Genomic DNA, 25,957 nt, shown 5'->3' with positions numbered 1-25,957 from the left:
GCAAACGGCCCCCTGTCACTGGCCGATCGAGCCGCTCCTGCTGCGGATCTCGTCGCGCCTGAGCGGGGTCTTGTCGATCGATCGGGCGATCTCGCGGGTCGACCAGGGCAGCGGCTTGCGCAGTTTCACCCCCCCGTCCTTGTCGACCAGCACCAGTGCAAAGCCGCGCGGGCGCAGTTCCTTGCGCACCGCGCTGCGGTCTTTCGGTGCGGTGTCGACCACCACCACGACCTCACGTTCGAGAAGATCGCGTGGCCGTTCAGTGATCAGCTTCATCTGCTCGATGAACCGCGGGTCGGCCGGTGTATCGGCGAAGACCACGAGCACCCGGTTGACCCAGAGAAACTCGTCAATCTCCACGCCCTCGGCGGGCAGGATCTGCAACCCCGCCGGGTCGCTCGCGCCCTCGGCCGCCGCGGCCTCCTGCGCCGGAACGGCAAAGGGCAGCGCGGCAAGCACGGCGGCCAGCAGAAGGCGAATGGGCATGCGGGACACGTCGATCACTCCAGGCATCGGCTCAGATATAGGCGAGCGTGGACGGAATTCTAAGGGGAAATCGCCTGCGCGCCCGCCGTATCGCGCCAAGCTTAACGGCCCGGCAACGGGCAATGGGATATGGCTGGTCGCGATCCCCCCTGCGGGCGCCCTGAGGCCGCCTGCGCATGCCGGAGCAAAACGCCACATGCATGTGACCCTCCATCTCGGCGCGCATCGCACCGCTGCCACGACGTTGCAGCGCTTCCTTGCGCTCAACGCGAAAAGCCTCGCTGCGGAGGGTGTGGCGATCTGGATCCCGTCCGAGACCCGGCGCGGCCTGTTCTCTGGGCTCGTCCGCCGGCCCGACTCGGTGACACTGCAACTGGAACGGCTCGGCCGCCATTCGGTGGGCCGGCTTCGGATGCGCCAGCACGGGCTCGAGCGCGCCGGAGCCACCCGGCTGCTCGTCTCGGAGCAGAACCTCATCGGCACCGCGGAAGATTGTTTGCGCAGCGAACGGCTCTATCCTTTCGCCTTCGAGCGTCTCGACCGGATCGTCCCGGCCTTCCACGAACGCTGCGACCGGATCCTGTTCGGTATCCGCGCCTATGACCGGTTCTGGTCTTCGCTCCTGTCGCAGGCGGTGATGAACGGTCACCCCGTTCCCGAGATCGCCGCGCTCGACCGGCTCGTCACCCAGCCGCGGCGCTGGCGGCGGGTGATCGAGGAGATCTCAGCCGCCTTTCCCCGTGCCGATCTCATCATCTGTCCGTACGAGCGTTTTGCGGGTCGCGTGGAGCGGCAATTGGCCGCCATGGTCGGATTTGCTTTGACGCCGGGTTTCGCCGCCCGCATGGCGGGTGTGCGCAACTGGGAGGCGCGCGGGTCGTCGCCGGACGGTATATGTGAGGTATCGGCAGATCGTGGCCACCTCGAACCGATTCCGATCAGCAGCTCAGAACGCTGGCTGCCATTCGACCGAAATCAGCGAGCCGCCCTGATTGCGCAATATGCCGAAGACCTCGCCTGGCTGCGTGCAGGCGCGAACGGGCATGCTAGGCTGATGGAACGCGCGGATGCGGAAGAACTGCGCAGGATGGACATGACAGGAGGACCTTTCCCCGATGACCGACACCAAGACACCGAAAGACTGGGCTGAGCTGGCCACCAAGGAGCTCCGGGGCAAGCCCCTCGACGCGCTCACCTGGGAAACGCTCGAGGGTATCAAGGTCAAGCCGCTCTACACCGCCGAGGACACCGCCGAACTGCCGCACCTGGGCTCGCTGCCCGGCTTCGAGCCGTTCACCCGCGGTGTGAAGGCGACGATGTATGCCGGCCGTCCCTGGACCATCCGCCAATATGCCGGCTTCTCGACGGCCGAGGAATCGAACGCCTTCTACCGCCGTGCGCTTGCCGCCGGCCAGCAGGGCGTCTCGGTCGCCTTCGACCTGGCCACTCACCGCGGCTATGACAGCGACCATCCCCGCGTCGAGGGCGATGTCGGCAAGGCCGGCGTGGCGATCGACAGCGTCGAGGACATGAAGATCCTCTTCGACGGCATCCCGCTCGATAAAATCTCCGTCTCGATGACCATGAATGGCGCCGTCATCCCGGTGCTGGCCAACTTCATCGTCGTCGGCGAGGAGCAGGGTCACGACCGCTCGCTGCTCTCCGGGACCATCCAGAACGACATTCTCAAGGAGTTCATGGTCCGCAACACCTATATCTACCCGCCGGAACCGTCGATGAAGATCATCGGCGACATCATCGAATACACCGCCAACGAGATGCCGAAATTCAACTCGATTTCGATCTCGGGCTACCACATGCAGGAAGCTGGCGCGAACCTCGTGCAGGAGTTGGCCTTCACCCTTGCGGATGGCCGCGAATATGTCCGCGCCGCGATCAAAGCCGGCATGCCGGTCGACAAGTTCGCGGGTCGGCTCAGCTTCTTCTTCTGCATCGGCATGAACTTCTTCATGGAGATCGCCAAGCTGCGCGCCGCGCGCACGCTCTGGTCGCGGATCATGACCGATCTCGGCGCCAAGGATCCGCGCTCCAAGATGCTGCGGACACACTGCCAGACCTCGGGCGTCAGCCTCGCCGAGCAGGATCCCTACAACAACGTCATCCGCACTGCCTACGAGGCGATGTCGGCGGCCCTCGGCGGCACTCAGTCGCTGCACACCAATGCGCTGGACGAAGCCATCGCCCTGCCGACGGATTTCTCGGCCCGTATCGCGCGGAACACTCAGATCATCCTTCAGGAAGAGACCCAGATCACCAAGGTGGTCGACCCGCTCGCAGGCTCCTATTATGTCGAGAGCCTGACCAACGAACTGATCGAGAAAGCCTGGGCGCTGATCGAAGAGGTCGAGGAACTCGGCGGAATGACCGCGGCGGTCAATTCCGGCATGCCCAAGCTCCGGATCGAGGAATCTGCGGCCAAACGGCAGGCGATGATCGACCGCGGCGAGGAAGTGATCGTCGGCGTCAACAAATACAAGCTGGCCAAGGAAGACGACCTCGAGATCCTCGACGTCGACAACATGGCGGTGCGCCAGTCGCAGATCCGGCGGATCAACCGCGTGCGGGAGACCCGCGACGAGGCGGCTTGCCAGGCGACGCTCAAGGAGCTGACGCGGCGTGCAAAGGAGGGCGGCAACCTGCTCGAAGCCGCCGTCGAGGCGGCCCGTGCCCGGGCAACCGTTGGAGAGATCAGCATGGCGATGGAGGAAGTGTTTGGCCGCCACCGCGCCGAGGTCAGGACGCTCGCGGGCGTCTACGGCGCCGCCTACGAAGGTGACGACGAGTTCAACAAGATCCAGAAGTCGGTCGAGGAATTTGCCGAGCGCGAAGGCCGCCGGCCTCGGATGCTGGTGGTCAAGATGGGGCAGGACGGACATGACCGCGGCGCCAAGGTGATCGCCACCGCCTTTGCGGATATCGGCTTCGACGTCGATGTGGGCCCGCTCTTCCAGACCCCGGAAGAGGCCGCGCAGGACGCGATCGACAACGATGTCCACATCGTCGGCATCTCCTCGCTGGCCGCCGGCCACAAGACGCTCGCCCCGCGCCTCGTCGAGGCGCTCAAGGCGCAGGGCGCCGAGGACATCATCGTGATCTGCGGCGGCGTGATCCCGCATCAGGATTACGAGTTCCTCTACAATTCCGGCGTGAAGGCGATCTTCGGCCCCGGCACAAACATCCCGGTTGCCGCGCATGAGATCATGAACATCATCGGCCAGAAGAAGGACAGTGCTGCCTGAGACGTCGGGCGGTCTGACAACGTGGATAGGCGGGCCGGCTTGGCCCGCCTTTTTCGTGCGGTGCCGATGCCCCGAGGCGGACCGCCATCCGCTCTTTCCCGGAGACCGCGACCGTCGTGCAATACCTCTTTGAGATGTTGATCAGGGTGGGTTTCCGGGGCAGCATGACCTTGCGGCATGCCCCTGGGGAATACCGGAGGACCACCGCTTCACTGACAGCACTGAAAGGGACTGGCATGGCCGACGACTACCCCTACGGCAGCGCGAACACGACGCCGCACATTCACCGCTATTCCGGAGGCGATTGCCATCTGAAGATCGCGACCGGAACCAAGGTGTCGCGCTTCGATCTGATCGAGGGAGGGCGTCGGGTGAAACAGTCCCGGCTGAACGAAGCCTATGACGTGGTTCGGGACGTCTACCCGTTGGCGACCAATGCAACCCGGGTCGGCCTGTTGGCAGCGATGAGCGGGCTTCTGCGCAACGCGACGCCGCATTCCACCGATATCCAGGGCTGAATTCGCCTCGACATCTTTGGCGAGCGCTGACGTGTCGCGCGGCAGGTCCCTGTCGGATCGCGCCGGCTCCGGCTAGGCTCCGCCCATGTCGATCTGGTCCCGCATATCCGCCGCGCTCGCGGCGCTGGCCTCTGGCGAGGCGCTCTCGGCGGTCTTCGACCGTCTGCGCACCCCGCCCGAGAAGTCCGTCGCCTTCGCCATCGCCGTCATCGCGCTCGGCGCCAAGCTCGCCAAGGCCGATGGGACGGTGACCCGCAACGAGGTCCGCGCTTTCCGCGAGGTCTTCGTCATTCCCGAGGCGGAGGAGGCGAACGCCGCCCGAGTCTTCAACCTTGCCCGGCAGGACGTCGCCGGGTTTGACGTCTATGCCCGGCGCATCGCAGCGCTCTTCGAGGACGGCCACGCCGTGCTTCAGGACCTCATGGAGGGCCTCTTTCACATTGCCACCGCCGATGGCGACTATCACGAGGCCGAAGATGCCGTGCTCCACCAGGTTGCCGACATCTTCGGGCTCAGCGAACGGGAGTTCCGCAGCCTGCGCGCGCGCTGCGTGCCCGACGCCGATCCCGACCCCTACGAGGTGCTCGGCGTGACCCCCGACATGCCGATCGCGGAGATCCGAAGCGCCTGGCGCCGCGCGGTGCGCGACAGCCATCCAGACGTCATGATGGCCCGCGGCGTGCCGGAGGAGGCGATCCGGATGGCAGAGCAGCGACTCATAGCGCTCAACCGCGCCTGGGAAGAGATCTCGGGCTGAACCGCGTCAACCGTGGCGGCGAAACGCTTCCTTCTCGATGGCGAGCCGCGTCTGCAGGTCGGCGAGTCGCCGCATCTCCGCGGTGCGCTCGGCCGGATCCTTCAGGTCCGCCAGCCGCTTCTGGCTCTCAGAAATGCGCTTGAGGAAGGTCACGGCAGGCGGCTCGGCCCGCGCCTCGCGGAGGATGCGCCCCAGAGTGGCGTCATCCTGCTGGTCCACAGGCGGGAGCGGCTTGCCGGCACCCGGCAGGTCGTCGAATGCGCCGGCCGCTTCGGCGTTCCGAAAGGCGGATTCGACCAGGAAGTTTAGAATGTCGGCCATCGGACGCTCTCGTCTGCTCGGGTGTGGCCACCCTACACCCACGAAGCTGCCGATCAACCCGGAACGCCGCCCCGAATGACGGGCTTCGCGCGGGTGCATGGCTCGGGCCGTCGCGTCGACAGGGAGCAGGCATTGCATCGTGTCGCCTTTCGCGGCAGCGTTTGAATGCCGGCCGGAGGAGCGCCATGCGGATCGCGACCTACAATGTCGAATGGATGAATGCGCTCTTCGACGACGACGGTCGGCCGCTCACCGATGACCAGTGGTCGGCACGCCACAAGATCACGCGAGCGCAACAGCTCGAGGCACTTGGGGTTGTTTTCACCGCGTTCGATGCCGACGCGGTGCTGATCGTCGAGGCGCCGGACCAGAACCGGCGTCGCGATGCCGTGGTGGCGCTCGAATCCTTCGCCCGCGCCTTCGACCTCAGACAGCGGCGGGCTGCCATCGGTTTCGCCAACCAGACCGAGCAGGAAATTGCGCTGCTCTACGACCCGGACCGGCTGAGCGTGCGGCACGATCCGCTTGGCGATATCACGGGCGGAAAAGGCAACGGCGTCGCGCCGCGCTTCGACAGCACCTTCCGGATCGACCTAGATATCGACGCGACGCTTGACCAGGTGACCTTTTCAAAGCCGCCGCTCGAGCTTGCGGTGGAGACGCCGGATGGCATGCGATTCCGCATGATTGGCGTGCATGTGAAGTCCAAGGCGCCGCATGGCGCCCGCAATCCGGCCGACATCATGCGGATATCGATCGCCAACCGGCGCAAGCAACTGGCGCAATGCATCTGGCTCAGGGCCCGAATAGCGGAGCACCTTGCCGCCGGCGACCCTCTAATCGTGCTGGGGGATTTCAACGACGGCCCCGGTCTCGACGAATACGAGCGGCTGTTCGGCCGGTCCGGGCTCGAGATCGTCGCCGGGCAGGGCGAACCGCCCGAGGGCCGGTTGTTCGACCCGCATGCACGTCTGGTGCCCGAGGTTCAGAGCTCGGCCCGCCCGCCGGCCACCGCGCGGTTCTACAACGAGGCCGAGAAGAACTTCAAATCGGCGCTGATCGATTTCATCATGATTTCACCGGATCTCATGGCGCGCCGCCCGGCCTGGCGGATCTGGCATCCGTTCGACGACCCGAAGATCTACGTAGTCCCCGAGCTTCGTGATGCGCTTCTCGCGGCCTCGGATCACTTCCCCGTGACGCTCGATATCGAACTGGAGGGTTCCGCACGGCCTGCCGCGGGCGTATGATGGCGCCATGACCCGCATCACCGCCATCCTCTTCGCCGCCGCGCTCGCCGCAGTGCCCACTGCCACCCCTGCCCAGGATAGCGAGGTGAAAGACGGGTTTAACCTCATCGAGGAGGGGGCGAAGCTGCTGCTCAAGGGGCTCGCCGACGAGATGCAGCCGATGATGGAGGATCTGGCGACCGAGATGGAACCCAAGCTGCGCGCGTTCGCCGAGGAGATGGCGCCAATGCTCGAACGGTTCTCGGATCTGGTCGACGATCTCGACGCCTACCACCCGCCCGAACGCCTTCCCAATGGCGACATCATCCTGCGCCGCAAGACACCGCAGGAGATGGAAGAGGTGGAAGAGGGCGGCAAGATCGACATCTAAGCGCCCCGAACTCCGAGCCTATTCCCGCGTATAGGTCACCTTCGTCTCCACCCCCATCGCCTGTGCGAGCGAGGCGAGCCGCGCCGCGGCGACTTCTCCATAGAGCGCCGCGGATGCTGGCGGCAGACGCAGTTCCAGCACGCCCTTTTTCGGCCGGTACCGGAACGAGCCCATGCCCTCGGGATTGGCGAAGGAGAACATCGCCCCGAAGCGCATCGCCTTGCCGAGGATCTCGGCTTCCTTGACCTGCGCGTCCGAAATCAGGCCGAGCAGCGGCTCGAAACGGTCGCCGGGCCGCGCGTTTCGGTAGCGATGCGCCAGCGCCAGTCCGAGATAGACCCGTCCGTGATGGTCGATGCCCGAGAGGTTGCCGCGGGTGGCGCTGTCGAAACAGACCTCTGCGCGATAGTCGGGATGCGCCCGCCAGTTCACATCATGCAGCAGGCAGGCCGCCCTGATCCAGCGCGGGTCGCCCTTCGGCCGGCCGAAGAGCGGCGCGATGAAGGTGTGCAAAATGCGGCCAAAGCCGGGAATGCGGGCGGAGGTCATCTGCGAGAACCGCGCCGCCTCGATGAGCGGGTCGCGGGAACGGAGCCTGTGCGGCATCTGCTCGTAGAGCAGGCCCTCTCGGATGCCGTAGCCGGAGGTGACGACTTCGCGGATGCGGAAGGACGAGAGCAGCCGGCGCAGGACTTCGCCTGCGGTCGGCACCAGCGAGATCCGCGCCATCGAGAGTCGTGCCCGCTGGCGCAATTCCTCGAGATCCTGCCCGGCGATCCAGTCGAGCGTCTCGCGGATCGAGGTCGGCGTCATCCGATAATCGTGCAGCACCGAGAGCGGATAGTCGCGCCGCACCATGTCGAGCCGGGCGATCGCCCGCCAGGAACCGCCGACGAGGTAGAGCCGTTCGTGGCGCGGGATCTTTTCGCAAAGCCCTTCCATGACCAGCATGATCTCGCGATCGCGCCGCTTGCGGCCGCCCTTCATCGTCTCGAGCCGGAGCGGACCGAGCGGCGTCGAGGCGCGTTCCCAGACACGGCCGTCCGCGATCCGCGCGAGCTCCATCGAAGAGCCGCCGATATCGCAGACCAGCCCCTCGCCCTCGGGCCAGCCGAGCAGCACGCCCTGGGCGGAGAGGCGTGCCTCCTCTTCCCCGTCGATGACGTGGATCTTCTGGCCGGTCTCCGACTCGATCTCGTGCCGGAACTCCTCTCCGTCCTCGGCGACCCGGACGGCGGCGGTCGCGACGGCCGTCAGCGGGGCGATTCCCATGCCGCGGGCGAGCGTCGTGAAGCGGCGGATCGCGGCGAGCGCGCGCGTGCGGCCCTGAGGGTTCAGCCTTCCGGTCTGGTCCATGCCTGCGCCGAGCCCGGCCATGACCTTTTCGTTGAAGAAATAGGCCGGGCTGCGGGCGGCGCCGTCAAAGACGACGAGGCGCACAGAGTTGGAGCCGATGTCGATCACGCCGACGCGGGCGAGCGCCCGGGCGGCGGGATCCTCGAAGATCGGTCTCCCGAAGGGGCCCCAGTCCTGCGGCGTCTCAGGTATCCCGTCGTCCATGTCGGCCTCCGTCTGCCCATGTCCGACATTGTCCATGGGCGGCCCCGGAGGTCAATCGGGCCATGCGGCGATCGCGCCTCTCGGGGGTGCGACGGGTGGTCCGTGATGCGGGCCTCTCCGATGCCGGCGCACGCTGCGGGGCCGCCGGCACGCGCCCGGCACATCGGTCCGGCCCGCTCAGTCCTTGCTGTGCGCCAGTTCCGGCACGTCCGCCGCGCCGGCCGAGCCGCGACCCGACAGCGAGGGGTATTCCATGAAGAACCTGTGGCAATTGAAAAGGCTCTGGCCCTCCCGTGCGGCGGGCCGTTCGAAACTGCCATCGGGCCGCAACAACCAACTCTGCGCCTCGTCGGCCATGTTGGCGGCCATGATCTGGCCGACGATCTGCGCTTTCACCGTCGCGTTGCAGATCTCGACCAGCGTTTCCACCCGGCGGTTGAGGTTCCGTCCCATCCAATCGGCCGAGGAGATGAAAACCTTGGCGCGTTTCGACGGCAGCCCCGTGCCATTGCCGAAGCAGACGATGCGGGAATGCTCGAGGAACCGCCCGACGATGGATTTCACCCGGATGTTCTCCGACAGCCCCTTGATGCCGGGCCGGATGCCACAGATGCCGCGGATGACGAGGCTGATCTTCACTCCCGCCTGGCTCGCGGCATAGAGCGCGTCGATCACCTCCGGTTCGATCAGCGAGTTCATCTTGGCCCAGATCTCGGCTGGCTTTCCCTCGCGCGCCAGCTCCGCCTCCCGCGCGATCAACTCGAGGAGCCGCGGCTTCAGTGTGTGCGGCGATATCGCGAGGTTCTCCAGAACTGCCGGTCGCGCATATCCCGACAGGTAGTTGAACACTTTCGTGGCATCCCGCCCGAGCGCCGCGTCGCAGGTGAAGAAGCTGAGGTCGGTATAGATCTTGGCCGTGATCGGGTGGTAGTTGCCGGTGCCGTAATGGGTATAGGTCACGAGCCGGTCGCCCTCGCGGCGGACCACGGTGCTGATCTTGGCGTGCGTCTTGTAGTTCGTGAAGCCATAGACGACATGCGCGCCGGATCGTTCCAGCTTGCGCGATTGCTGGATATTCGCGGCCTCGTCGAACCGCGCCTTGAGTTCCACCAGCGCGGTGACCGACTTGCCGTCTTCTGCCGCCTCGCAGAGCGCGGTGACGATCGGGCTGTCTTTCGAGGTCCGGTAGAGCGTCTGCTTGATCGCCAGCACGTTGGGGTCGCGTGCCGCCTGGGCGAGAAAGCGGATCACCATGTCGAAGGTCTCGTAGGGGTGATGCAGCAGCATGTCCTTCTGCTTGATCGCCTCGAACATGTTGCCGTCGTGGTCCTGCACCCGCTCCGGAACCCGCGGCGTGAAGCTCGGCCAGAGCAGGTCGGGCCGGCTGTCGAGCACCAGTTCCTTGAGATCGGCAAGACCGAGCAGGCCCTTGACCTCGACCACCTCGTCCCCGGTGACATTGAGCTCCCGCGTGATCGTGTCGCGCAGCGCCTTGGGCGCGCCGGCGGTCATCTTCATCCGGATCACCTCGCCGCGGCGCCGCCGCTTCAGCGCCACTTCGAATTCGCGCACCAGGTCCTCGGCCTCCTCCTCGACCTCGAGGTCGCTGTCGCGCAGCACCCGGAAGGCACAGTGACCGTCGAGCCGGTAGCCCGGGAAGAGCGAGCCGAGATGCATGATCAGCAGATCTTCGAGCGGCAGGAACCGATGTGTCCGGCCCTCGGAGGGCAGCGAGATGAACCGGTCAACCTGCGCCGGGATCGGCAGCAGCGCCTGCCGGCTGACGCGATCGGCCTCGCGGGTGAGCTGGAGCGCGAGGCAGAAGCCCGTATTCGGAATGAACGGGAAGGGATGCGCGGGGTCGATCGCCAGCGGGGACAGCACCGGGAACACCTGGGAGAGGAAATGCGCCTCCAGGTGCGCCTTGTCGGTGCGGGTGAGGCGGGAGCGGACGAGCTGCTCGATGCCCTCCTCCTCCATCTCCTTGCGGAGCCGGGTCCAGGCCGTCTGCTGCGCGGCCAGCAGGCGGCGGGCGTTCTCGTTGATCCGCTCGAGCTGTTCGGACGGCGTCAACCCGTCGGCGGCCGGTGTCATGTGGCCCTCGCGGGCAAGTTCGCGCAGGCCGGCGACGCGGACGGTGTAGAACTCATCGAGATTGGTCGCCGAGATCGACACGAAGCGGACCCGTTCCAGCGGCGGAACGGCCGGGTTCTCTGCCTCCTCGAGCACCCGCCAGTTGAACGCCAGCCAGCTCAGCTCGCGATTGAAGAAGCGCTTCGGTCCGGAAAGCTGGGGGGCCGGGATGTCAACCGGATCGGCAAAGGGGGTCTTGAGGAAATCGGCTTTGGTCATTGGAGCTTCCGGTCTGGAACGGGCGGGCAGGGGGCGATGCTACCGCTCTTCCGATCCTGCCTTCAAGATCTCCGCCGCCAGTTTGAGCCCGATCGGCCGTCCTGTGGCAAGCGCTCGCGCGTCGAGCGCGGCGACGACGCGGCCGGCCTCGGCAAAGGAACGATCCATGCGTTTTGCCAGCCACGGGATCAGGCTCGGCGGCGGGATGATCTGCCGGTCGGCGAAGAGCTTGAGCAGGACTGCCTCAAGTAGCGCGTCGTCGGGCAGGTCGAGCCGCGCCGTGGGCGTCGCCTGCAGGCGGCTGGCGAGATCCGGCAGGGCGATGGGCCAGTGGCTTGGTGCATCGGTGCCGGTGAAGAGCAGCCGGCCGCCCTCGGCGAGCGCAAAATTGTGCAGGTGAAACAGCGCGCGTTCGGCCTCCGGGTCGCCGGCGATCTCCGGCACGTCCTCGATGGCGAAATTGCCCGGGCGCGGCACCCACGCGGCGACGTCTTGCTTCCGCAGGATCTCCGCGCCGGCCTGGGCTGCCCAGACATGTGCGAGATGGCTCTTGCCGGCGCCTTCGGGGCCGTAGAGCGCCAGCTTGCCGGTGGGCCAGTCGGGCCAGAGGTCAATCGCCGCTACGGCGGTCGCATTCGACGGCGACAGGAAGAAATCCCCGCGCCCCGTGGCGGGCCGCACCGGGAGGTCGAACGGGATCTGTTCGGCCATCAGAGTTCCTCAAGGTCCTGCGAGGAGGGTTGGCTGGAGACGCCAAGATAGAGCCGGCCCTGCTTGTATTGCCCTGTGGCGAAGCGGACGATGACACCGATGCTTGCGGCGAGGGGAACCGCCACGAGCATGCCGACGAAGCCGAAGAGCGTGCCGAAGACAGAGAGCGCAAGCAGCAGCCAGACCGGGTGAAGCCCGACCGAGGAGCCGACGAGTCGCGGCGTGATCACGTTGCCCTCGAGCATCTGGCCGGAGAAGAAGATTCCGGCGACGAGGGCCATCTGGGTCCAGTCGCCCCAGAACTGGAACAGCGCGAGCCCGATGGCAAGCCCGCCGCCGACCAGCGCGCCGATATAGGGGATGAAAGTGAGGAGCCCCGCCAGCGCACCGACGACGAGGCCGAAATTGAGCCCGACCGCAGTGAGGCCAATGATGTAATACAGACCGAGCAGGAAACAGACCAATCCCTGGCCGCGGATGAAGGCGGCAAGCGTCCGGTCGATCTCGGAGGCCAGGAATCGGATCGTGGGCGCGTGGTCGCGCGGCAGCAGGTCGTCGACCTCCGCAACCATCCTGTCCCAGTCGAGCAGCAGGTAGAATGCGACGACGGGAACGATAAGCAGCAGCGTCAGGATCGAGACGACGCCGGAGACCGAGGAGAGCGCGGTGTTCAGCAGCTCGGCCCCGCGTGAGGAGAGCGTTTCGCCGATCGCGGCCAAGGACTGCCGGATCGGCGATTCCGCGTCGACCAGCGACGGGAAGCGCTTGGTGAGGAAGTCCTCGAGGTTACGGGCGAGATCCGGAAGTGTGGCGAAGAGATCGGCCGTCTCGCGGATCAGCATCGGGATCACCAGCAGGATCGCCATCGCGAAAAGCAACAGCGCAAAAAGCATGATGATCGAAACGCCGAGCGGTCGGGAGAGGCCGCGGGCCTCGAACCAGTCTGCGATCGGGTCCAGCAGATAGGCGATGGCCGCACCCAGGACGAAGGGCAGGATGACACCGCCCAGGAACCACAGCACGACCAACAGGACGACAGCGGCCGTCCCCCAGATCTTGACCTGCGACGATGCGGGCAGCGCCATGGCGTTTCCTTTCCGGCCCCGTGTCGCCCAGTTGCGCGCGTTTTGCAAGCGGGAGGGCGGCAAGAGCGCCCGCGGCGCCACGTCTTCTGCCGGCAAGTCCGCTTCCCGGGCGCCGGGGGCTGGAAAACCGCCCGGCCTTTGCGTAACGGGAGACGGACAGAGACAAGGGATTCGACACATGCGCCTGAGCCGCTACTTCCTGCCCGTCCTCAAGGAGACGCCCGCGGAAGCCCAGATCGTCAGCCACCGCCTCATGCTGCGCGCCGGCATGATCAAGCAGGAGAGCGCCGGGATCTATGCCTGGCTGCCGATGGGCTACAGGGTGCTGCGCCGGATCGAGCAGATCGTGCACGAGGAGCAGCAGCGCGCCGGACACATCCCGCTTCTGATGCCGACACTCCAGCCTGCCGACCTGTGGCAGGAGAGCGGCCGCTACAACGCCTATGGGCCGGAGATGCTGCGTATTCGAGACCGGCACGACCGCGACATGCTCTACGGGCCAACCAACGAGGAGATGATCACCGACATCTTCCGCAGCTATGTCCGCTCCTACAAGGATCTGCCGCTGACCCTCTACCACATCCAGTGGAAATTTCGCGACGAGATCCGCCCGCGTTTCGGCGTCATGCGAGGGCGCGAATTCCTGATGAAGGACGGCTACAACTTCGACTTGACGCGCGAGGACGCACTGCATGCCTATAACCGCCACCTGGTGAGCTATCTGAGGACCTACGAGCGGATGGGGCTCCAGGCGATCCCGATGCGGGCCGAGAGCGGGCCGATTGGTGGCGACGACACGCATGAGTTCCTAGTGCTGGCGGAGACGGGCGAAAGCGAGGTCTTCTACGACAGCGAGATCACCGATCTGCGGTTCGGTGACCGGGAAATCGACTATGACGACGTCGCGCAATGCCGCGCCGTGCTCGAGGAATTCACCTCGCGCTATGCCCGCACCGACGACACACATGACGCGGCCGTCTTCGAGGCGCAAGTGCCCGAAGCGCGCCGGCGTCAGGCGCGCGGTATCGAGGTCGGCCAGATCTTCTATTTCGGCACGAAATACTCCGAACCGATGGGCGCGACCGTGGCCGATGCCGATGGCCGGCAGGTGCCGGTCCACATGGGCTCGCACGGGATCGGCGTCTCGCGGCTGCTCGGTGCGCTGATCGAAGCCAATCACGACGACGCAGGCATCATCTGGCCCGAAGGCGTCACGCCGTTCCATTGCGGCATCGTCAACCTCAAGCAGGGAGACGCGGCCACAGATGCGGCCTGTGATGGTCTTTATAGGGGGCTCGTCGCGAAGGGGCTCGAGCCGCTCTATGACGACCGTGAGGAGCGCGCGGGCGGCAAGTTCGCGACTATGGACCTGATCGGTCTGCCCTGGCGGATCACCGTCGGTCCGCGCGGTCTGAAGACCGGCATAGTCGAGCTGACGTCGCGTCGCACCGGCGAGAGTGAGGAACTGACGCCGGAACTGGCCGTGGCGCGGGTTGCGGAAATCTACGCTGGGCTCTGAAGGAGCGCGGGAAGGCGCCGCGGCCCTACGGTGGCGGCGCGCCGCGGCGGGTTTCTGCCGTTTTCCCAAAGTGCTTTCTTGCCGGCGGTGGGCCGCGTATGATGCCTAGAACCGGCATTCCTGTCCTGATGTCCCGCGGAGGCACCCATGAGCTCGACATCCGATATTCTTTCACGACTGCACGGCGTGGTCCGCTCGCTCGAGGAAATGCGCAGGGAAATCAGTGACGACCTTGTCAAGCCGGTCGGAGCCACATCCATCAGCGCGCAGGACCGGGCGCAGTTGTCGAATCTTCACCGGCGCATCTCAGCCGCTCTTGCCGAGCTCTCCGCCGAAGAACGCCACATGTAGCCGTCGCGTCGCGGCCATCGAGCACTCCTCACGGCAGGAGAGCGAGTGATGGACGCAGCGTCTGCGGATACGACGCGCGTACGAGAAATCCACCGCCCGGAGACCGGCAGCCCCTCGGGCAGAGGACGAGCCGGCCGACATTCCGGATCGCCGGAAAATGCGGCATCTTGCGAGGGGGGGCTGTGGCTGTTGACGCCCTCCCTATTCCCCGGCATGCAGTCGTCCGATAGCGGAGCAGCGCCTTGGCCCAGAACCCACCCCCTTTTGCCGGATTCGAATGGATGATCGCCTGGCGCTACCTGCGGGCGCGGCGGGCCGAGGGCGGCGTGTCGGTGATGACCTGGATCAGCCTCGTTGGCATCACGCTGGCGGTCTTCGCGCTGGTGGCCACGTTGGCCGTGCGGTCGGGGTTCCGGGCCGAATTCGTCGACACGATTCTGGGCGCCAACGCCCATGTCACGATCTATCCCTCGGTCGCGGTGACCGAGGACGGCCAAGCCAACCGGGTCATCGACGACTACGCCGCGATGGCAGAGCGGGTCCGGCAGGTTCCCGGCGTCACGCGCGTTGCCCCGCTGGTCAAGGGCCAGGTGATGGCGAGTTTCAAGGGGCGGAATGCGGGTGTGGAAGTGTTCGGCATCGCCGCCGAAGATCTCGACGGCATCCCGCGTATCGCGCATCCCCAGCAGAGCCTCGGCGATATCGCCCGTTTCGAGGAGGGGATCGCGATTGGCTGGGGCGTGGCGCAGGAACTCAACGCGAGCGTCGGTGACCGGATCAAGCTGATCTCGCCGGATGGCGCGAAAACACCATTCGGTACCTCGCCGCGGGTCAGCGTCTACGAGGTGGTCTATATCTTCCAGGCGGGGCGTTACGATATCGACCGCACTCGCGCCTACATGCCCTTCGCCGAGGCCCAGGTCTATTTCAACCGCGAGGGCGTGGCGGACGAACTCGAGGTCATTGTGGCCGATCCCGACCAGGTGGGCGAGATGATGCTGCCTCTGCTGCGCGCGGGCGGGGAGCGGGTGTTGCTCTGGACCTGGCGCGACGCCTCGGGCGCCTTCCTGAGCGCGCTCGAGGTCGAGGACAACGTGATGTTCATCATCCTGTCGATCCTGGTCCTGATCGCGGCGATGAATATCATCTCGGGCCTCATCATGCTTGTGAAGAACAAGGGGCGCGACATCGGCATCCTCCGCACGATGGGGCTCACCGAAGGGTCCGTGATGCGGGTCTTCTTCATCTGCGGAGCCGCGGTCGGCACGGTCGGCACGCTCGCCGGGGTGATCCTCGGCTGTCTCTTCGCGATCTATATCGACCCGATCTTCTCCTTCGTGAACTATGTCGCCGGTGGCGGCGTCTGGGATCCGTCGATCCGCGGCATCTATAACCTGCCGGCGAAGCTCGAGGCGGGCGATGTCCTCTCGGCGGTCCTGCTGTCGCTTGGGCTCTCCTTCGGCGTGACGTTCTTCCCTGCGCGTCGGGCGGCGCGGATGAACCCGGTGGAGGCGCTGCGCTATGAGTGAGCCGGCGCTGCAACTGCGGGGGATCGCCAAGGGCTACAATATTGGCACGCCCGGCGAGGTGCGGGTGCTGGAAGGGTGCGATCTCGATGTCTCGGCGGGCGAGATCGTCGCATTGGTAGCGCCCTCGGGGGCGGGCAAGTCGACGCTGCTGCACATCTCGGGCCTGCTCGACACGCCTGATGACGGGCAGGTCCTGCTCGGCGGGGAGGAGATGACCGCTCGGGGCGAACAGGCGCGGACCATCGCCCGGCGGCGCGAGGTCGGCTTCGTCTACCAGTTCCACCACCTGTTGCCCGAGTTTAGCGCCGCGGAGAACATTGTGCTGCCGCAGCTCGCCAACAGCGTGCCCGCATCCGATGCGCAGGCCCGCGCCGCCGCGTTGCTGGAGAGCGTCGGCCTGACAGCGCGGGCGACGCACCGGCCGGCACAGCTTTCGGGCGGCGAACAGCAGCGTGTCGCATTCTGCCGGGCGCTCGCCAACGCGCCGCGTCTGCTGCTCGCCGACGAACCAACCGGCAATCTCGACCCGGCGACTTCGGAAACGGTCTTTGCCGCGCTGATCGCGCTTGTGCGTGAGACCGGGATGGCGGCGCTCATCGCGACGCATAATCTTGAGCTTGCGGCGCGGATGGACCGCGTGGTTCGGCTCGAGTCGGGGCGGATCGCGGCGGGATGAGGCGGCCCGTCTGACCCAGATCATGGACGCGAGCGCCACGGCGGCGACAGACTGGCGCCGGGGAGGTCCGTTCCATGATCGTTTCCGTTGCCCGTCTATCACTCCTCGCCGCCGCATTCGGCCTCGCGACCGGGCCGGCGGCCGCCCAGACCAGTGCCGACGAGGGCGCGCGCGTTTTTCTGGAGGCCTGCGCAGGCTGCCACGGCGCCGATGCCCGCGGCAACGGGCCGACCGCGGCGCTACTGAGCGTTCCGGTGCCGGACCTGACGCTCTTTGCCAGCCGCAACGACGGCCGCTTCGACGCCGAACGCATGGTGCGGATCATCGACGGTCGCGACGGGCTGACCGCGCATGGCGGGCCGATGCCGATGTTCGGCGGCCTGCTTGCCGGTCCGTCGGTTCTGCTCGACGCATCCGATGGCTCGCCGTTCACCACGGCCGAACCGATTCTCGGCATCGTGCTCTGGCTCGAGTCCGTTCAGACGGAGCCGGATCCGTGAGACCGATCGCCCTCCTTGCCCTGCCGCTGCTCGTGTTCGCGCCACCTCTTCTGGCCAAAAGCGACGTTGCGGCAGGAGCGGCACTCTACAGCCGCTATTGCGCGACCTGCCATGGAGCGACGGGTGCGGGGGACGGCCCGACGGCGCAGATCGTCCTGCTGCCGCCACCCGACCTGACCGGGCTCGCGGCCGAAAACGGCGGCAGCTTCCCGTTCCGCCAGGTGATCCTGCGTATCGACGGGCGCGAGGCGCTGATCGCGCATGGCAGCCCGATGCCGATTTACGGTGCCTTCTTCGAGGGCGACGACCGGCAGCGGATCGAAACCGCGGACGGGCCGGTGGACGTCGCTCCGCCAGTGCTGGCCATCGCCCGCTATCTTGCAACATTGCAGACCGAGTGACACCGGCTGAGCGAGATGATTGCTTGAATGTCGCTGCACGCCCTCTATCCTTGACCAACACTGCTTGACTGCCGATTCGGGATCCTATCGTGACGCTCGCTGCCACCCTTTCATTCGCTGCTCTGACGGCGACGGTGCTTTTCGCGCTCCTTGTCAATCCCGTGCAGGCGCAGGAGATGGCGCCGTTAGCACCGGTGGAGGAGGGTGCTCCGACCGCGGCCGTGGCCCCGCCGGTCAATCCCGCACTGCGGATCGACCCGACGAAGAATTTCGTTCTGAGATACGACATTCGCGCCGGCGCGCTGGCCCGGCCGGCCTATTTCGGCTCCGACGAATACATTGCCGCCCCCGATTTCGCCCTGCATTTCGACTATGCCCGTCTCAGGGGGCTCGGCGAGTATGGCAGCACCAATGGCGGCCCTCCGCGCGCCGTCGGCATTCGCGGCTCGCTGCGTTTCATCAGTGCTCGGACATCGGAGGATTACGAGGAACTCGAGGGGCTCAAGGATATCGACTCCGCGCTCGAACTCGGAATGGGCCTTGTCTATCGACAGAAGCATTTCGAGGCTTTCGGGGACGCACGCTACGGCGTGATCGGGCACAACGGCTGGGCGGGCGAACTCGGTGTCGATGCGATCGCTTTTCCGACCGATCGCTGGGAGCTGCGTGTCGGCCCGCGCATGAGTTTCGGCAACACGCAATTCGCCGAGACCTATTTCGGCGTGACCGATTCCGAGGCCCAGGCCAGTGGCCTGTCTGCCTTCGACGCCGAGGGCGGCCTACTGGGAGCAGGCATCGAGGCCACGGCGCGCTATCGGTTCAACGATCTTTGGGGGTTGGAAGCCGGGCTTCGGGCAGATCGTCTGCTGAACTCCGCCGCCGATTCCCCGATCACCGAGATGGGCACTCCGGATCAGTTCCGCTTCCGCCTCGGGATCACGCGGGAACTCGTTCTGCAGTTCTGATCCCGGCCGGGGCGGGCGCCAGCGCCACTCCGACGAATTTTCCAAGCGTTAAAGACTAGCTGCTATCGCTGCGCGCGGGTTGCTCTCCAATGGGAGGTGACTCGGGGACAGGCGCGCGCAACGCAACATGATCGGAGTTCTGAATGCGGTTTCCGAAGAGCCGCACCGAGAAGCCGGACGGGCCGTCGACTCGGCCGCCGCCGAGGATGATCACCGTCTTTTTCCTGCTGGCCGGCGGTCTGGCGCTGATACGCCTGGTGCAGTTCGGCCCCTCGCCCTTGCTGCTGGTCCAGGGCATTGCCAGCCTTGTGCCGACCGTTCCGGCGGCGTTCCCTGCCGGACCGGATCGCGCTGCGTGGTTGCCGGTTACTCTGGCCGCGCTGGTGGTTCTGGCGGCGACCGGCATGATCGGTTTCGGCCTCGCCGCGCCGTCGATCTTCGGCCTTGTCGCTGCCGTCATCCTTGCCGCCGCCTATGTCGACGTCCGCCTTGCCCGGGCGATCATGGCCGTCGAAAGCCTGCTCGTGCTCGGCATCGGCGGGCTCTTTGCCGCCGGCTGGTTGCAGGCGGTGACGGATCTCGACGCATTGAACGCGGGGTTTGGGAATTGGGTGCTGCTGGCGCTCGTGCTGGTTACGGTTCAGGCCGTTAGCCTCCATCTGATAGAAACGTTCCGGCGACGCTGGCAGATTGCGAGCGTCGATCTTCTGGGCCGTCAAAGCCGGCTCGAGAGCCTGATGCGGGACGCTGCCGAGGACATCGCGATCCGGGACGTGGCGAGCGGGATCTCTACCGAGCTCACTCCGACCGCGCAGAGGCTGCCGGACGACGAGGCGGCCGAGTTCGTCGGGCACCGCGGGGGGCTCGACGTCAGCGCCGAGTTGCGGCCGGACGCACGTCGGTCGCGGGACATTGCGCCGGAGCTGTTCGAGGCCAGGAGTCGCGGTGGCGGCTCTGCCATTCGCTACAGCGGTGAGGTCGGCCTGCACGCGCGGGACCGAGGGCGCCTTGTCCACGACCTGCAGGGAGGGGTGGCGCGCGGAGAGTTCCGGCTTCTCTATCAGCCGGTGGTCGAGCTCACGTCCGGAAGCGTGTCCACGGCGGAGGCCCTGATCCGGTGGCAGCATCCGGAGTTGGGCGAGATAGGTCCGGACCGGTTCGTGCCACTGGCCGAAGCGGCCGGGCGGATCGATGCACTGGGCGACTGGGCGCTCCGACAATGTTGCACCGACCTGCCACAGATGAAGAGGCGGTTCGGCGCGGGCTTTCAAGCCAGCGTGAACGTCTCGCCGCTGCAATTGGGGGAGAGCGTCCTCAACCGCGTCGAGACCTGGCGCGCGCTCATTTCCGAGGCCGCGAGCGCGGAGGGCGGGCTGATCCTCGAGATCACCGAGAGTGCGCTGCTCGACCCGGGGCCCGCCACCGTCGCCCGGCTGAACGAATTCCGCGCCGCGGGTGCCAAGATCGCGCTCGACGATTTCGGTGCCGGGCACACTTCGCTGCTCTATTATCTCACGCATGATTTCGACTACCTGAAGATCGACCGCGATTTCGTCTGCAACCTGCCCGAGAGCGCGCGGGCGCTGGCGCTCTGCGAGTCTATCCTCGATTTTGCTCAGCGGCTCGATGCCGTGGCTATAGCCGAGGGAATCGAGTCGATGGCGCAGGCAGAGACGCTGCGCCACGCCGGCTGTGCGTTCGGACAGGGCTATCTCTTCGCGCCGCCGCTGCCTCTGGAGCGGCTGCTGGAGCTTCCGTTGACCCTGCCGGTGCCCAAATGGGCGCCCCGCAGCGGGTAGAACAGCTCGCAAACGTGGGTTTGCGTTTCAGCCGCGCAACGTGCAAACCCTGCAATCGACTCGCAGCGACCGCCAGGATCCCCGGAACCGCAGATGCAAGGCCCGACAGACCCGCTTTCCGACGCCGCGCGCCTCTCCGTCGCGCCCATGATCGACTGGACGGATCGGCATTGCCGGTTCTTTCACCGGCAGATGTCGGCGCGCGCACTGCTTTATTCCGAGATGGTGACGGCGCCCGCATTGGTGCGCGGTGGCGCGCGGCATCTGCTCGACTTCGATCCGGCCGAGTCCCCGGTGGCGCTGCAGCTTGGCGGGGCGGATCCGCGCGAGCTCGCCGAGGCCGCGCGGATGGCCGAAGACGCGGGGTATGACGAGGTCAACCTGAACCTCGGCTGCCCGTCGGATCGAGTTCAATCCGGCCGCTTTGGTGCAGTGCTGATGCAGAAACCGGCGCTGGTGGCTGAGTGCCTTTCGGAGATGGTGGCGGCGGTGCGCCTGCCGGTCACCGCGAAATGCCGGATCGGTGTCGACGTCCAGGATCCGGAAGACGTCCTTCCGGCGTTTCTCGAGGCGGTGCGCGCGGCCGGCGTGCAACGGGTCATCATCCACGCACGCAAGGCCTGGCTGAGCGGGCTGAGCCCGAAGGAGAACCGGGACATTCCGCCGCTCGACTACCCGCTGGTGCGGGAGATGAAGCGCCGTTTCCCTGAGATGCACCTTTCGATCAACGGCGGGGTCCAGACGCTGGAGGAGGCCGAGGCGCATCTGGCGGCCGGGATGGATGGGGTGATGATCGGCCGTGCTGCCTACCAACGGCCGGCCGATATCCTGCTTGCGGCAGACCAGCGGATCTTCGGCGAAACGGCTCCGGCGATCACGGCGCGGGACGTGGCAGAGCGGATGCGCCCCTATATCGCGCGCCATCTCGAGGCGGGCGGCAGCCTGCACCAGGTGACGCGGCACATGCTCGGGCTCTTTGCCGGACAGACAGGCGCGCGGGGATGGCGTCGGGTTCTCAGCGAAGGGGCGGTGCGGCCGGGCGCGGGGCTGGAGGTTCTGGAGGCGGCCCTGGAGCGGGTTCCCGCCTCGGGTGACGGGATCTTGGAGGCGCGCTCCTCCTAGACGAGTCCGGCAGCGTCGATGCGCGCGCCTAGGATTTGTCCGATGCCCGCGCCGTCGAAAGTCGCGCCGCGCGCCCGCCGCGCCGGCGCTTCAGGAGCGCGGCACGATCCGGAAGCTCCGCCATCAGTGCCCGCCGCGCCTCCGGCGAAAGCCGGGTCCAGCTGGCGATCTCCGCCGTCGTCCGGTAGCAGCCGGTGCAGATCCGCGCCTCGGGGTGGATGAGGCAGATCCTGTTGCAGGGCGAGTCGATCTCGTCGCGTTTCCAGATCTCGTCAGCCATTGCCACGCCTCAGATGTCCGATCCGGTCCAGCGCGCCCTGCAGGATGAACCCCGCCGCGACATGGTCGATCACCTCGGCGCGGCGCTTGCGCGAGGTGTCCGCCTCCAGCAGCGCCCGCTCGGCGGCCACCGTCGAGAGACGCTCGTCCCAGAAGCCGATCGGCCGGTCCGTGAGCCGCGAGAGATTGCGCGCGAAGGCGCGGGTCGACTGGCAGCGCGGGCCTTCGCTGCCGTCCATGTTGCGCGGCAGGCCAAGGACGATGCTGCCGGCCTCGCGGGCGTCGAGCAGCGCCAGCAGCCGCTCCGCGTCGAGACCGAATTTCTTGCGTCGGATGGTCTCAAGCGGCGTCGCCGTGCCGAGCAGACGGTCCGAGAGCGCCACGCCGATGGTCGCCGTGCCTAGGTCCAGCCCGGCGACCGGGCGGCCCGGCGGCAAGGCCGCGGCGAACTCCTCGATGCTCTCGAAGATCATGTAGCTACCCGTCCAGACCGGCGGCCACTGCCGCTGCACGGATGATCGCAAGCTGGTCGGGGTCCTGGAAGCGCTGCTGCGCCTCTTCCCAGATCGCCGCGGCCCGCTCGGTCTCGCCGAGCACGCCGAGCGAGGAGATCAACCGCGCCCAGTCCTGCGGCGGGCCACCCTCGGTCGCCAATCGTTCGCTGAGTTGGTCGACCATCGAGCGGATCATCTCCTGCCGCTCCTCGGGTGTCATCTCGGCCGCGGCCTGCATGTCCTCGGCCGTGGGGCCGGGCGCCGCGGCTGCAGCCTCGAGCCCAATCGCCCGGGCGGCGTCGCCGATGATGGCAAGCTGGGCGGGGTCTTGGAAGCGCTGCTGCGCCTCTTCCCAGATCGCCGCGGCGCGCTCGGTCTCGCCGATGACGCCGAGCGAGGAGATCATCCGCGCCCAGTCCTGCGGCGGGCCGCCTTCGGTCGCCAGCCGCTCGCCAAGCTGGTCGACCATCGAGCGGATTATCTCCTGCCGTTCCTCGGGCGTCATGTCGGCCGCCGCCTGCATGTCCTCCGCGGAGAGGCCGGGCAGGGCGTTCGGGTTCGCGGGCCTTGCAAAGGCCGGCAGCGTGTATTGGATGCCGGCCAGTGCCGCCACCGCCTCGAGCTGGCTGCGGATGATCCGCACCCAAGGCGCGTCCGGCGCGCTGTCGCGCAGGAGCGGCTCCCAGAAAGCGAAGGTCAGGTCCGGGCGCCCGGTCTGCAGGTGCATGAGACCGGCGTAATAGCGTGCGAGCGGATTGTGCGGGTCGCGCGTGAGCGCCGCGTTGAGCGCCGCGTCCGACTCCTTCGAGACATTGCCACCGGCCGCCTGGATCATGAGCGTCGCGAGCGCGGAGTAGTCCTGGCTCGTGGCGTCCTCACCCTTGAGTTCGATCGCCTCGCGCTGCGCCGCGTGGGCTTCGGGGAAGTTCCCGAGCCGCGCCTCGTTGCGCGCCAGCAGCATCCATCCCTCGAGCTCCTCGGGGTTCTCGGCCACGGCCGCGCGCAGCTTCTCGACGAGATCGGCATATTCCGGATCCACATCTCGCGCCGCACTGGCCGGCATCATCGCCTCGAACTCCTCCTGGCTCGGCCGCGAGTCCCGCGCAGCCTCTGCATCGGCAATCCGCTTCTTCAGCGGCTGGTCGGGATAGCCCGGCGCGCCGATGCGCTCATAGAGCAGGACGCTGCCGCCGATCAGAGCGAGACCGGTCGCCGCGGCGACGGCGAAGCTGAGCGTCTGCGGTGCGGCGCCCGTCCCCGGACCCCGCGCCTTGTCTGCGTCGAGGAGGCGCCGTTTGATCTCGGTCCGGAGCCGTTCGGCTTCTTCGGCGGACACCACGCCACGGGCGAGATCCTTCTCGACGCCTCTGAGCTGATCGCGGTAGACCTGCATGTCGCGCGGCTCGGCCCCCGGTCCAGAGGCGCGCGGCACCAGCAGGGCCCTGCCGATGAGCAGTGCAACCAGCAGCGCAAGGCCGCTCGAGATGATCCAGAATGTCATGCGCCCTCCCCGCGGCGTCCTTTCCGTTCCGGCCATGATCTAACCGGGAACGCCGGCGGGGCAAAGCCCCCGCGACACCCGGTCTCGCGGTGAGGTGGTCACAAGGTCGTTTCCCGGCCCCAAGATGCCGCAGGCGGGCAGATGCCCTTTTCGAAAGCTTCGCAAAAGGAATATCGTGCCGAGGTGTGCCGATCGCGCCCTTCCGCCAGCAGCGACGAGGAATGCCATGCGCCGTTATTCCGCATTTGCTATCGCCCGCGAGGCGCTTCGCTTCCATTCGGGCTGGGCGCGCGCGTGGCGCTCTCCTGAGCCAAAAAGGCACTACCAGGTGATTGTGATCGGCGCCGGCGGGCACGGGCTGGCGACGGCCTATTATCTGGGCAGGAATTTCGGCATCCGCGATGTCGCAGTCTTGGAGAAAGGGTGGCTGGGGGGCGGCAATACCGGCCGGAACACCACGATCATCCGCTCGAACTACCTGCAGGATCCTTCGGCGGCGATCTACGAGAAGTCTCGGTCGCTCTACGAGACCTTCAGCCAGGATGTGAATTTCAACGCCATGTTCAGCCCGCGCGGGGTGATCATGCTGGCCCAGACCCATCATGAAGTGCGGGGCTATCAGCGAACGGCGCGCGCCAATGCCCTACAGGGGGTCGAGACGGAGTTCATTTCGCCCGAGCGGGTGAAGGAGATCGTGCCGATCATCAACATCGACGGCCCCCGTTACCCGGTGCTCGGCGGGCTCTGGCAGCCGCGCGGCGGCACGGCGCGGCATGATGCGATCGCCTGGGGCTATGCGCGGGCCTGCTCGGGCATGGGCATGGATATCATCCAGCAATGCGAGGTCACCGGCATCCGGTCCGAGGGCGGCGTCGTCCGAGGCGTCAGCACGACCAAGGGCGAGATCGACTGCGACAAGCTCGCCATCGTGGTGGCGGGCCATTCGGGGCGGCTCGCGGAGATGGCGGGCTTCCGGCTGCCGATCGAGTCGGTGGCATTGCAGGCGCTGGTGTCCGAGCCGATCAAGCCCTGCATGGACTGTGTCGTCATGGCCAACACGGTGCATGGCTACATGAGCCAATCCGACAAGGGCGAGATGGTGATCGGAGGTGGCACGGACGGGTTCAACAGTTACGTCCAGCGCGGCAGCTTCCATCACATCGAGGAGACGGTCCGGGCGCTGGTTGAGACCTTTCCGATGATATCGCGGCTCAAGATGATGCGGCAATGGGGCGGTATCGTCGACATGACGGGAGATCGCTCACCGATTCTGTCGACCACGCCGCTCGGAAACTGCTTCATCAATTGCGGCTGGGGGACGGGTGGTTTCAAGGCAATCCCTGGTTCGGGCTGGGCGATGGCGGAACTGGTGGCCAAGGGCGCGCCGGGGCCGCTGGCGGCCGAGTTCGGGCTCGACCGGTTCCGCGAGGGGCGGATCATCGACGAGAGCGTGGCGGCGGGGGTGGCGCATTGATGAGGCCCGCCGAGATGTCACGGATCGTAGAACAGCGCCTTGGTGGCCGAGTTGTCGGTTGTGGCCGTATCCTTGCCGAGAGTGCTGTCATGGCGGCTGGGCCGACGTGGGGGGGGCGTCGCGTCCCGGCGGATTTCCCGGCGCAGAAACAGCAACACGAGGCCGGCGATCACGGCAAGCGTAACGATGGCGACAAGACCGAGGCGCAGGGCTTCCATGGCGCAATGATGGTCTTCGGCACCGAGCCGGGTCAATTGCTTGTTCGCGACACACTTCCGCTCGGACAGGTCCGGCCTGTCCCGCGTGGGCGCGGATGTTCGCAGGCGGCGAGGGAGGCGTCCTGATGCCTTATTCGGAACTCAACGCGGAAACGATGCGTGAGGATCTTGGAATGGAGCCCGGGCTCTCGGAAAAGCGGATGTTCGGCGGCATCGCCTTCCTGCTGCATGGCAACATGGTCTGCGGCGTCATCGGGGAGGGAGCCATGTTCCGGGTCGGCAAGGAGCGCGAGGCGGCGGCGCTGGAGCTTGGCGCGCAACCGCTCTCCTTCACCGGCCGCAAGATGGGTGGGATGGTCGAGCTTGATGCCGGCGCCTTTGCCGATGACGACCTCCGGCGCTCCCTCGTGGAAATGTCCCTCCTCAATGCGGCGAGCCTGCCGGCGAAAGGATGACGAC

Annotated in this window: 27 protein-coding genes; 17 read left to right on the top strand and 10 right to left on the bottom strand. The window is 66.7% G+C overall.

The window, feature by feature from the left end; translation table 11 throughout:
* Positions 1-15: 15 nt before the first annotated feature.
* Positions 16-486: a DUF4174 domain-containing protein gene (locus tag EU800_RS07990; protein WP_129630359.1), complete on the bottom strand. Its 471-nt coding sequence runs from the start codon at positions 484-486 to the stop codon at positions 16-18.
* A 196-nt stretch (positions 487-682) separates the two neighbouring features.
* On the opposite strand from EU800_RS07990, the gene EU800_RS07985 reads away from it, so the two are divergent.
* The 4 genes from EU800_RS07985 (at position 683) to EU800_RS07970 (ending at position 5,021) form a co-directional block, all read left to right on the top strand.
* The gene (locus tag EU800_RS07985) at positions 683-1,636 is read left to right on the top strand and encodes a hypothetical protein (RefSeq protein ID WP_129630357.1); all 954 of its coding nucleotides are present in this window, start codon (positions 683-685) and stop codon (positions 1,634-1,636) included.
* Entirely contained in the window at positions 1,602-3,746 is a 2,145-nt protein-coding gene (gene scpA / locus EU800_RS07980; RefSeq protein WP_129630355.1) for a methylmalonyl-CoA mutase, read from the top strand. The genes EU800_RS07985 and scpA overlap by 35 nt, the downstream gene beginning before the upstream one ends.
* Before the next feature lie 236 nt (positions 3,747-3,982).
* Positions 3,983-4,264, top strand: coding sequence for a hypothetical protein (locus EU800_RS07975; RefSeq protein WP_129630353.1), 282 nt, complete (start codon positions 3,983-3,985; stop codon positions 4,262-4,264).
* A gap of 85 nt (positions 4,265-4,349) precedes the next feature.
* Positions 4,350-5,021, top strand: coding sequence for a molecular chaperone DjiA (locus EU800_RS07970; RefSeq protein ID WP_129630351.1), 672 nt, complete (start codon positions 4,350-4,352; stop codon positions 5,019-5,021).
* Positions 5,022-5,027: 6 nt separating this feature from the next.
* Here EU800_RS07970 and EU800_RS07965 read toward each other — a convergent pair whose 3' ends face one another.
* On the bottom strand, positions 5,028-5,342 hold the full coding sequence (locus EU800_RS07965) for a DnaJ family domain-containing protein (RefSeq protein ID WP_165354591.1): 315 nt from the start codon (positions 5,340-5,342) through the stop codon (positions 5,028-5,030).
* 185 nt (positions 5,343-5,527) lie between these two features.
* On the opposite strand from EU800_RS07965, the gene EU800_RS07960 reads away from it, so the two are divergent.
* Together EU800_RS07960 and EU800_RS07955 are read left to right on the top strand one after the other, a co-directional pair.
* Positions 5,528-6,592, top strand: coding sequence for an endonuclease/exonuclease/phosphatase family protein (locus EU800_RS07960; protein ID WP_129630347.1), 1,065 nt, complete (start codon positions 5,528-5,530; stop codon positions 6,590-6,592).
* A 7-nt stretch (positions 6,593-6,599) separates the two neighbouring features.
* Positions 6,600-6,962 (top strand): hypothetical protein, encoded by a 363-nt coding sequence (locus EU800_RS07955; protein WP_129630345.1) that lies wholly within the window; start codon positions 6,600-6,602, stop codon positions 6,960-6,962.
* A gap of 18 nt (positions 6,963-6,980) precedes the next feature.
* Here EU800_RS07955 and EU800_RS07950 read toward each other — a convergent pair whose 3' ends face one another.
* The 4 genes from EU800_RS07950 to EU800_RS07935 all read right to left on the bottom strand — a co-directional run bounded on the left by EU800_RS07950 (position 6,981) and on the right by EU800_RS07935 (position 12,670).
* Positions 6,981-8,522 (bottom strand): Ppx/GppA family phosphatase, encoded by a 1,542-nt coding sequence (locus tag EU800_RS07950; RefSeq protein WP_129630343.1) that lies wholly within the window; start codon positions 8,520-8,522, stop codon positions 6,981-6,983.
* Between the two features lie 177 nt (positions 8,523-8,699).
* Positions 8,700-10,874 carry an RNA degradosome polyphosphate kinase gene (locus tag EU800_RS07945; protein ID WP_129630341.1) on the bottom strand — a complete coding sequence of 725 codons (2,175 nt, stop codon included), beginning with the start codon at positions 10,872-10,874 and terminating at the stop codon, positions 8,700-8,702.
* 39 nt (positions 10,875-10,913) lie between these two features.
* Positions 10,914-11,585 carry a chromosomal replication initiator DnaA gene (locus EU800_RS07940; protein ID WP_129630339.1) on the bottom strand — a complete coding sequence of 224 codons (672 nt, stop codon included), beginning with the start codon at positions 11,583-11,585 and terminating at the stop codon, positions 10,914-10,916.
* On the bottom strand, positions 11,585-12,670 hold the full coding sequence (locus EU800_RS07935; RefSeq protein ID WP_129630337.1) for an AI-2E family transporter: 1,086 nt from the start codon (positions 12,668-12,670) through the stop codon (positions 11,585-11,587). Before EU800_RS07935 ends, EU800_RS07940 begins: the two co-directional genes overlap by 1 nt.
* Before the next feature lie 178 nt (positions 12,671-12,848).
* Here EU800_RS07935 and proS point away from each other — a divergent pair, with 178 nt between their 5' ends.
* The 9 genes from proS to dusA all read left to right on the top strand — a co-directional run bounded on the left by proS (position 12,849) and on the right by dusA (position 21,532).
* Positions 12,849-14,189, top strand: a complete 1,341-nt coding sequence (proS, locus tag EU800_RS07930) for a proline--tRNA ligase (RefSeq protein WP_129630335.1) — start codon at positions 12,849-12,851, stop codon at positions 14,187-14,189.
* A gap of 147 nt (positions 14,190-14,336) precedes the next feature.
* Positions 14,337-14,540, top strand: a complete 204-nt coding sequence (locus EU800_RS07925; protein WP_129630333.1) for a hypothetical protein — start codon at positions 14,337-14,339, stop codon at positions 14,538-14,540.
* Between the two features lie 242 nt (positions 14,541-14,782).
* A complete protein-coding gene (locus tag EU800_RS07920) occupies positions 14,783-16,069 on the top strand; it encodes a lipoprotein-releasing ABC transporter permease subunit (RefSeq protein WP_129630331.1) in 1,287 nt (428 codons plus the stop codon).
* The gene (locus EU800_RS07915; RefSeq protein WP_129630329.1) at positions 16,062-16,745 is read left to right on the top strand and encodes an ABC transporter ATP-binding protein; all 684 of its coding nucleotides are present in this window, start codon (positions 16,062-16,064) and stop codon (positions 16,743-16,745) included. The genes EU800_RS07920 and EU800_RS07915 overlap by 8 nt, the downstream gene beginning before the upstream one ends.
* A 74-nt stretch (positions 16,746-16,819) precedes the next feature.
* Positions 16,820-17,245, top strand: coding sequence for a cytochrome c (locus EU800_RS07910; RefSeq protein WP_129630327.1), 426 nt, complete (start codon positions 16,820-16,822; stop codon positions 17,243-17,245).
* Positions 17,242-17,646 (top strand): cytochrome c, encoded by a 405-nt coding sequence (locus EU800_RS07905; protein WP_242500435.1) that lies wholly within the window; start codon positions 17,242-17,244, stop codon positions 17,644-17,646. Before EU800_RS07910 ends, EU800_RS07905 begins: the two co-directional genes overlap by 4 nt.
* An 89-nt stretch (positions 17,647-17,735) precedes the next feature.
* The gene (locus EU800_RS07900) at positions 17,736-18,611 is read left to right on the top strand and encodes a MipA/OmpV family protein (RefSeq protein WP_129630325.1); all 876 of its coding nucleotides are present in this window, start codon (positions 17,736-17,738) and stop codon (positions 18,609-18,611) included.
* 143 nt (positions 18,612-18,754) lie between these two features.
* Positions 18,755-20,410: an EAL domain-containing protein gene (locus EU800_RS07895; protein ID WP_129630323.1), complete on the top strand. Its 1,656-nt coding sequence runs from the start codon at positions 18,755-18,757 to the stop codon at positions 20,408-20,410.
* Positions 20,411-20,503: 93 nt separating this feature from the next.
* Positions 20,504-21,532 carry a tRNA dihydrouridine(20/20a) synthase DusA gene (gene dusA / locus EU800_RS07890; protein ID WP_129630321.1) on the top strand — a complete coding sequence of 343 codons (1,029 nt, stop codon included), beginning with the start codon at positions 20,504-20,506 and terminating at the stop codon, positions 21,530-21,532.
* Between the two features lie 28 nt (positions 21,533-21,560).
* Here dusA and EU800_RS07885 read toward each other — a convergent pair whose 3' ends face one another.
* Genes EU800_RS07885 through ccmI form a run of 3 tightly spaced genes read right to left on the bottom strand, consistent with a single transcriptional unit; the run spans position 21,561 to position 23,806 of the window.
* Complete coding sequence (locus tag EU800_RS07885) at positions 21,561-21,812, bottom strand: DUF1289 domain-containing protein (protein WP_129630319.1); 252 nt, start codon at positions 21,810-21,812, stop codon at positions 21,561-21,563.
* Positions 21,805-22,284: a Holliday junction resolvase RuvX gene (gene ruvX, locus EU800_RS07880; RefSeq protein ID WP_129630317.1), complete on the bottom strand. Its 480-nt coding sequence runs from the start codon at positions 22,282-22,284 to the stop codon at positions 21,805-21,807. Before ruvX ends, EU800_RS07885 begins: the two co-directional genes overlap by 8 nt.
* Positions 22,285-22,288: 4 nt before the next feature.
* Complete coding sequence (gene ccmI, locus EU800_RS07870; RefSeq protein WP_242500434.1) at positions 22,289-23,806, bottom strand: c-type cytochrome biogenesis protein CcmI; 1,518 nt, start codon at positions 23,804-23,806, stop codon at positions 22,289-22,291.
* A gap of 226 nt (positions 23,807-24,032) precedes the next feature.
* Between ccmI and EU800_RS07865 the strand changes: the two genes are divergently transcribed.
* Positions 24,033-25,280, top strand: a complete 1,248-nt coding sequence (locus EU800_RS07865) for a sarcosine oxidase subunit beta family protein (protein WP_129630315.1) — start codon at positions 24,033-24,035, stop codon at positions 25,278-25,280.
* Positions 25,281-25,297: 17 nt separating this feature from the next.
* On the opposite strand, the gene EU800_RS07860 is transcribed toward EU800_RS07865, so the two are convergent.
* A complete protein-coding gene (locus EU800_RS07860) occupies positions 25,298-25,534 on the bottom strand; it encodes a hypothetical protein (RefSeq protein ID WP_129630313.1) in 237 nt (78 codons plus the stop codon).
* Positions 25,535-25,623: 89 nt separating this feature from the next.
* Between EU800_RS07860 and EU800_RS07855 the strand changes: the two genes are divergently transcribed.
* Positions 25,624-25,953, top strand: a complete 330-nt coding sequence (locus EU800_RS07855) for a TfoX/Sxy family protein (RefSeq protein WP_129630311.1) — start codon at positions 25,624-25,626, stop codon at positions 25,951-25,953.
* Positions 25,954-25,957 lie beyond the last annotated feature (4 nt).

Origin of the sequence: Tropicimonas sp. IMCC6043 (assembly GCF_004146235.1) — a bacterium.
In the GTDB taxonomy this organism is placed as follows: domain Bacteria; phylum Pseudomonadota; class Alphaproteobacteria; order Rhodobacterales; family Rhodobacteraceae; genus Tropicimonas.
The sequence above is the reverse complement of the archived record's forward strand: the minus strand, read 5'-3'. Positions and strand labels throughout refer to the sequence as shown.

What these genes read in the sequence shown, in the direction of transcription:
- EU800_RS07945 (WP_129630341.1), bottom strand. Translation starts at nt 10,874, where the DNA reads ATGACCAAAGCCGATTTCCTCAAGACCCCCTTTGCCGATCCGGTTGAC.
- EU800_RS07950 (WP_129630343.1), bottom strand. Translation starts at nt 8,522, where the DNA reads ATGGACGACGGGATACCTGAGACGCCGCAGGACTGGGGCCCCTTCGGG.
- scpA (WP_129630355.1), top strand. Translation starts at nt 1,602, where the DNA reads ATGACCGACACCAAGACACCGAAAGACTGGGCTGAGCTGGCCACCAAG.
- ccmI (WP_242500434.1), bottom strand. Translation starts at nt 23,806, where the DNA reads ATGACATTCTGGATCATCTCGAGCGGCCTTGCGCTGCTGGTTGCACTG.
- EU800_RS07960 (WP_129630347.1), top strand. Translation starts at nt 5,528, where the DNA reads ATGCGGATCGCGACCTACAATGTCGAATGGATGAATGCGCTCTTCGAC.
- EU800_RS07895 (WP_129630323.1), top strand. Translation starts at nt 18,755, where the DNA reads ATGCGGTTTCCGAAGAGCCGCACCGAGAAGCCGGACGGGCCGTCGACT.
- EU800_RS07855 (WP_129630311.1), top strand. Translation starts at nt 25,624, where the DNA reads ATGCCTTATTCGGAACTCAACGCGGAAACGATGCGTGAGGATCTTGGA.
- EU800_RS07885 (WP_129630319.1), bottom strand. Translation starts at nt 21,812, where the DNA reads ATGGCTGACGAGATCTGGAAACGCGACGAGATCGACTCGCCCTGCAAC.
- EU800_RS07965 (WP_165354591.1), bottom strand. Translation starts at nt 5,342, where the DNA reads ATGGCCGACATTCTAAACTTCCTGGTCGAATCCGCCTTTCGGAACGCC.
- EU800_RS07970 (WP_129630351.1), top strand. Translation starts at nt 4,350, where the DNA reads ATGTCGATCTGGTCCCGCATATCCGCCGCGCTCGCGGCGCTGGCCTCT.
- EU800_RS07915 (WP_129630329.1), top strand. Translation starts at nt 16,062, where the DNA reads ATGAGTGAGCCGGCGCTGCAACTGCGGGGGATCGCCAAGGGCTACAAT.
- EU800_RS07975 (WP_129630353.1), top strand. Translation starts at nt 3,983, where the DNA reads ATGGCCGACGACTACCCCTACGGCAGCGCGAACACGACGCCGCACATT.
- EU800_RS07940 (WP_129630339.1), bottom strand. Translation starts at nt 11,585, where the DNA reads ATGGCCGAACAGATCCCGTTCGACCTCCCGGTGCGGCCCGCCACGGGG.
- ruvX (WP_129630317.1), bottom strand. Translation starts at nt 22,284, where the DNA reads ATGATCTTCGAGAGCATCGAGGAGTTCGCCGCGGCCTTGCCGCCGGGC.
- dusA (WP_129630321.1), top strand. Translation starts at nt 20,504, where the DNA reads ATGCAAGGCCCGACAGACCCGCTTTCCGACGCCGCGCGCCTCTCCGTC.
- proS (WP_129630335.1), top strand. Translation starts at nt 12,849, where the DNA reads ATGCGCCTGAGCCGCTACTTCCTGCCCGTCCTCAAGGAGACGCCCGCG.
- EU800_RS07985 (WP_129630357.1), top strand. Translation starts at nt 683, where the DNA reads ATGCATGTGACCCTCCATCTCGGCGCGCATCGCACCGCTGCCACGACG.
- EU800_RS07865 (WP_129630315.1), top strand. Translation starts at nt 24,033, where the DNA reads ATGCGCCGTTATTCCGCATTTGCTATCGCCCGCGAGGCGCTTCGCTTC.
- EU800_RS07910 (WP_129630327.1), top strand. Translation starts at nt 16,820, where the DNA reads ATGATCGTTTCCGTTGCCCGTCTATCACTCCTCGCCGCCGCATTCGGC.
- EU800_RS07935 (WP_129630337.1), bottom strand. Translation starts at nt 12,670, where the DNA reads ATGGCGCTGCCCGCATCGTCGCAGGTCAAGATCTGGGGGACGGCCGCT.
- EU800_RS07990 (WP_129630359.1), bottom strand. Translation starts at nt 486, where the DNA reads ATGCCCATTCGCCTTCTGCTGGCCGCCGTGCTTGCCGCGCTGCCCTTT.
- EU800_RS07925 (WP_129630333.1), top strand. Translation starts at nt 14,337, where the DNA reads ATGAGCTCGACATCCGATATTCTTTCACGACTGCACGGCGTGGTCCGC.
- EU800_RS07955 (WP_129630345.1), top strand. Translation starts at nt 6,600, where the DNA reads ATGACCCGCATCACCGCCATCCTCTTCGCCGCCGCGCTCGCCGCAGTG.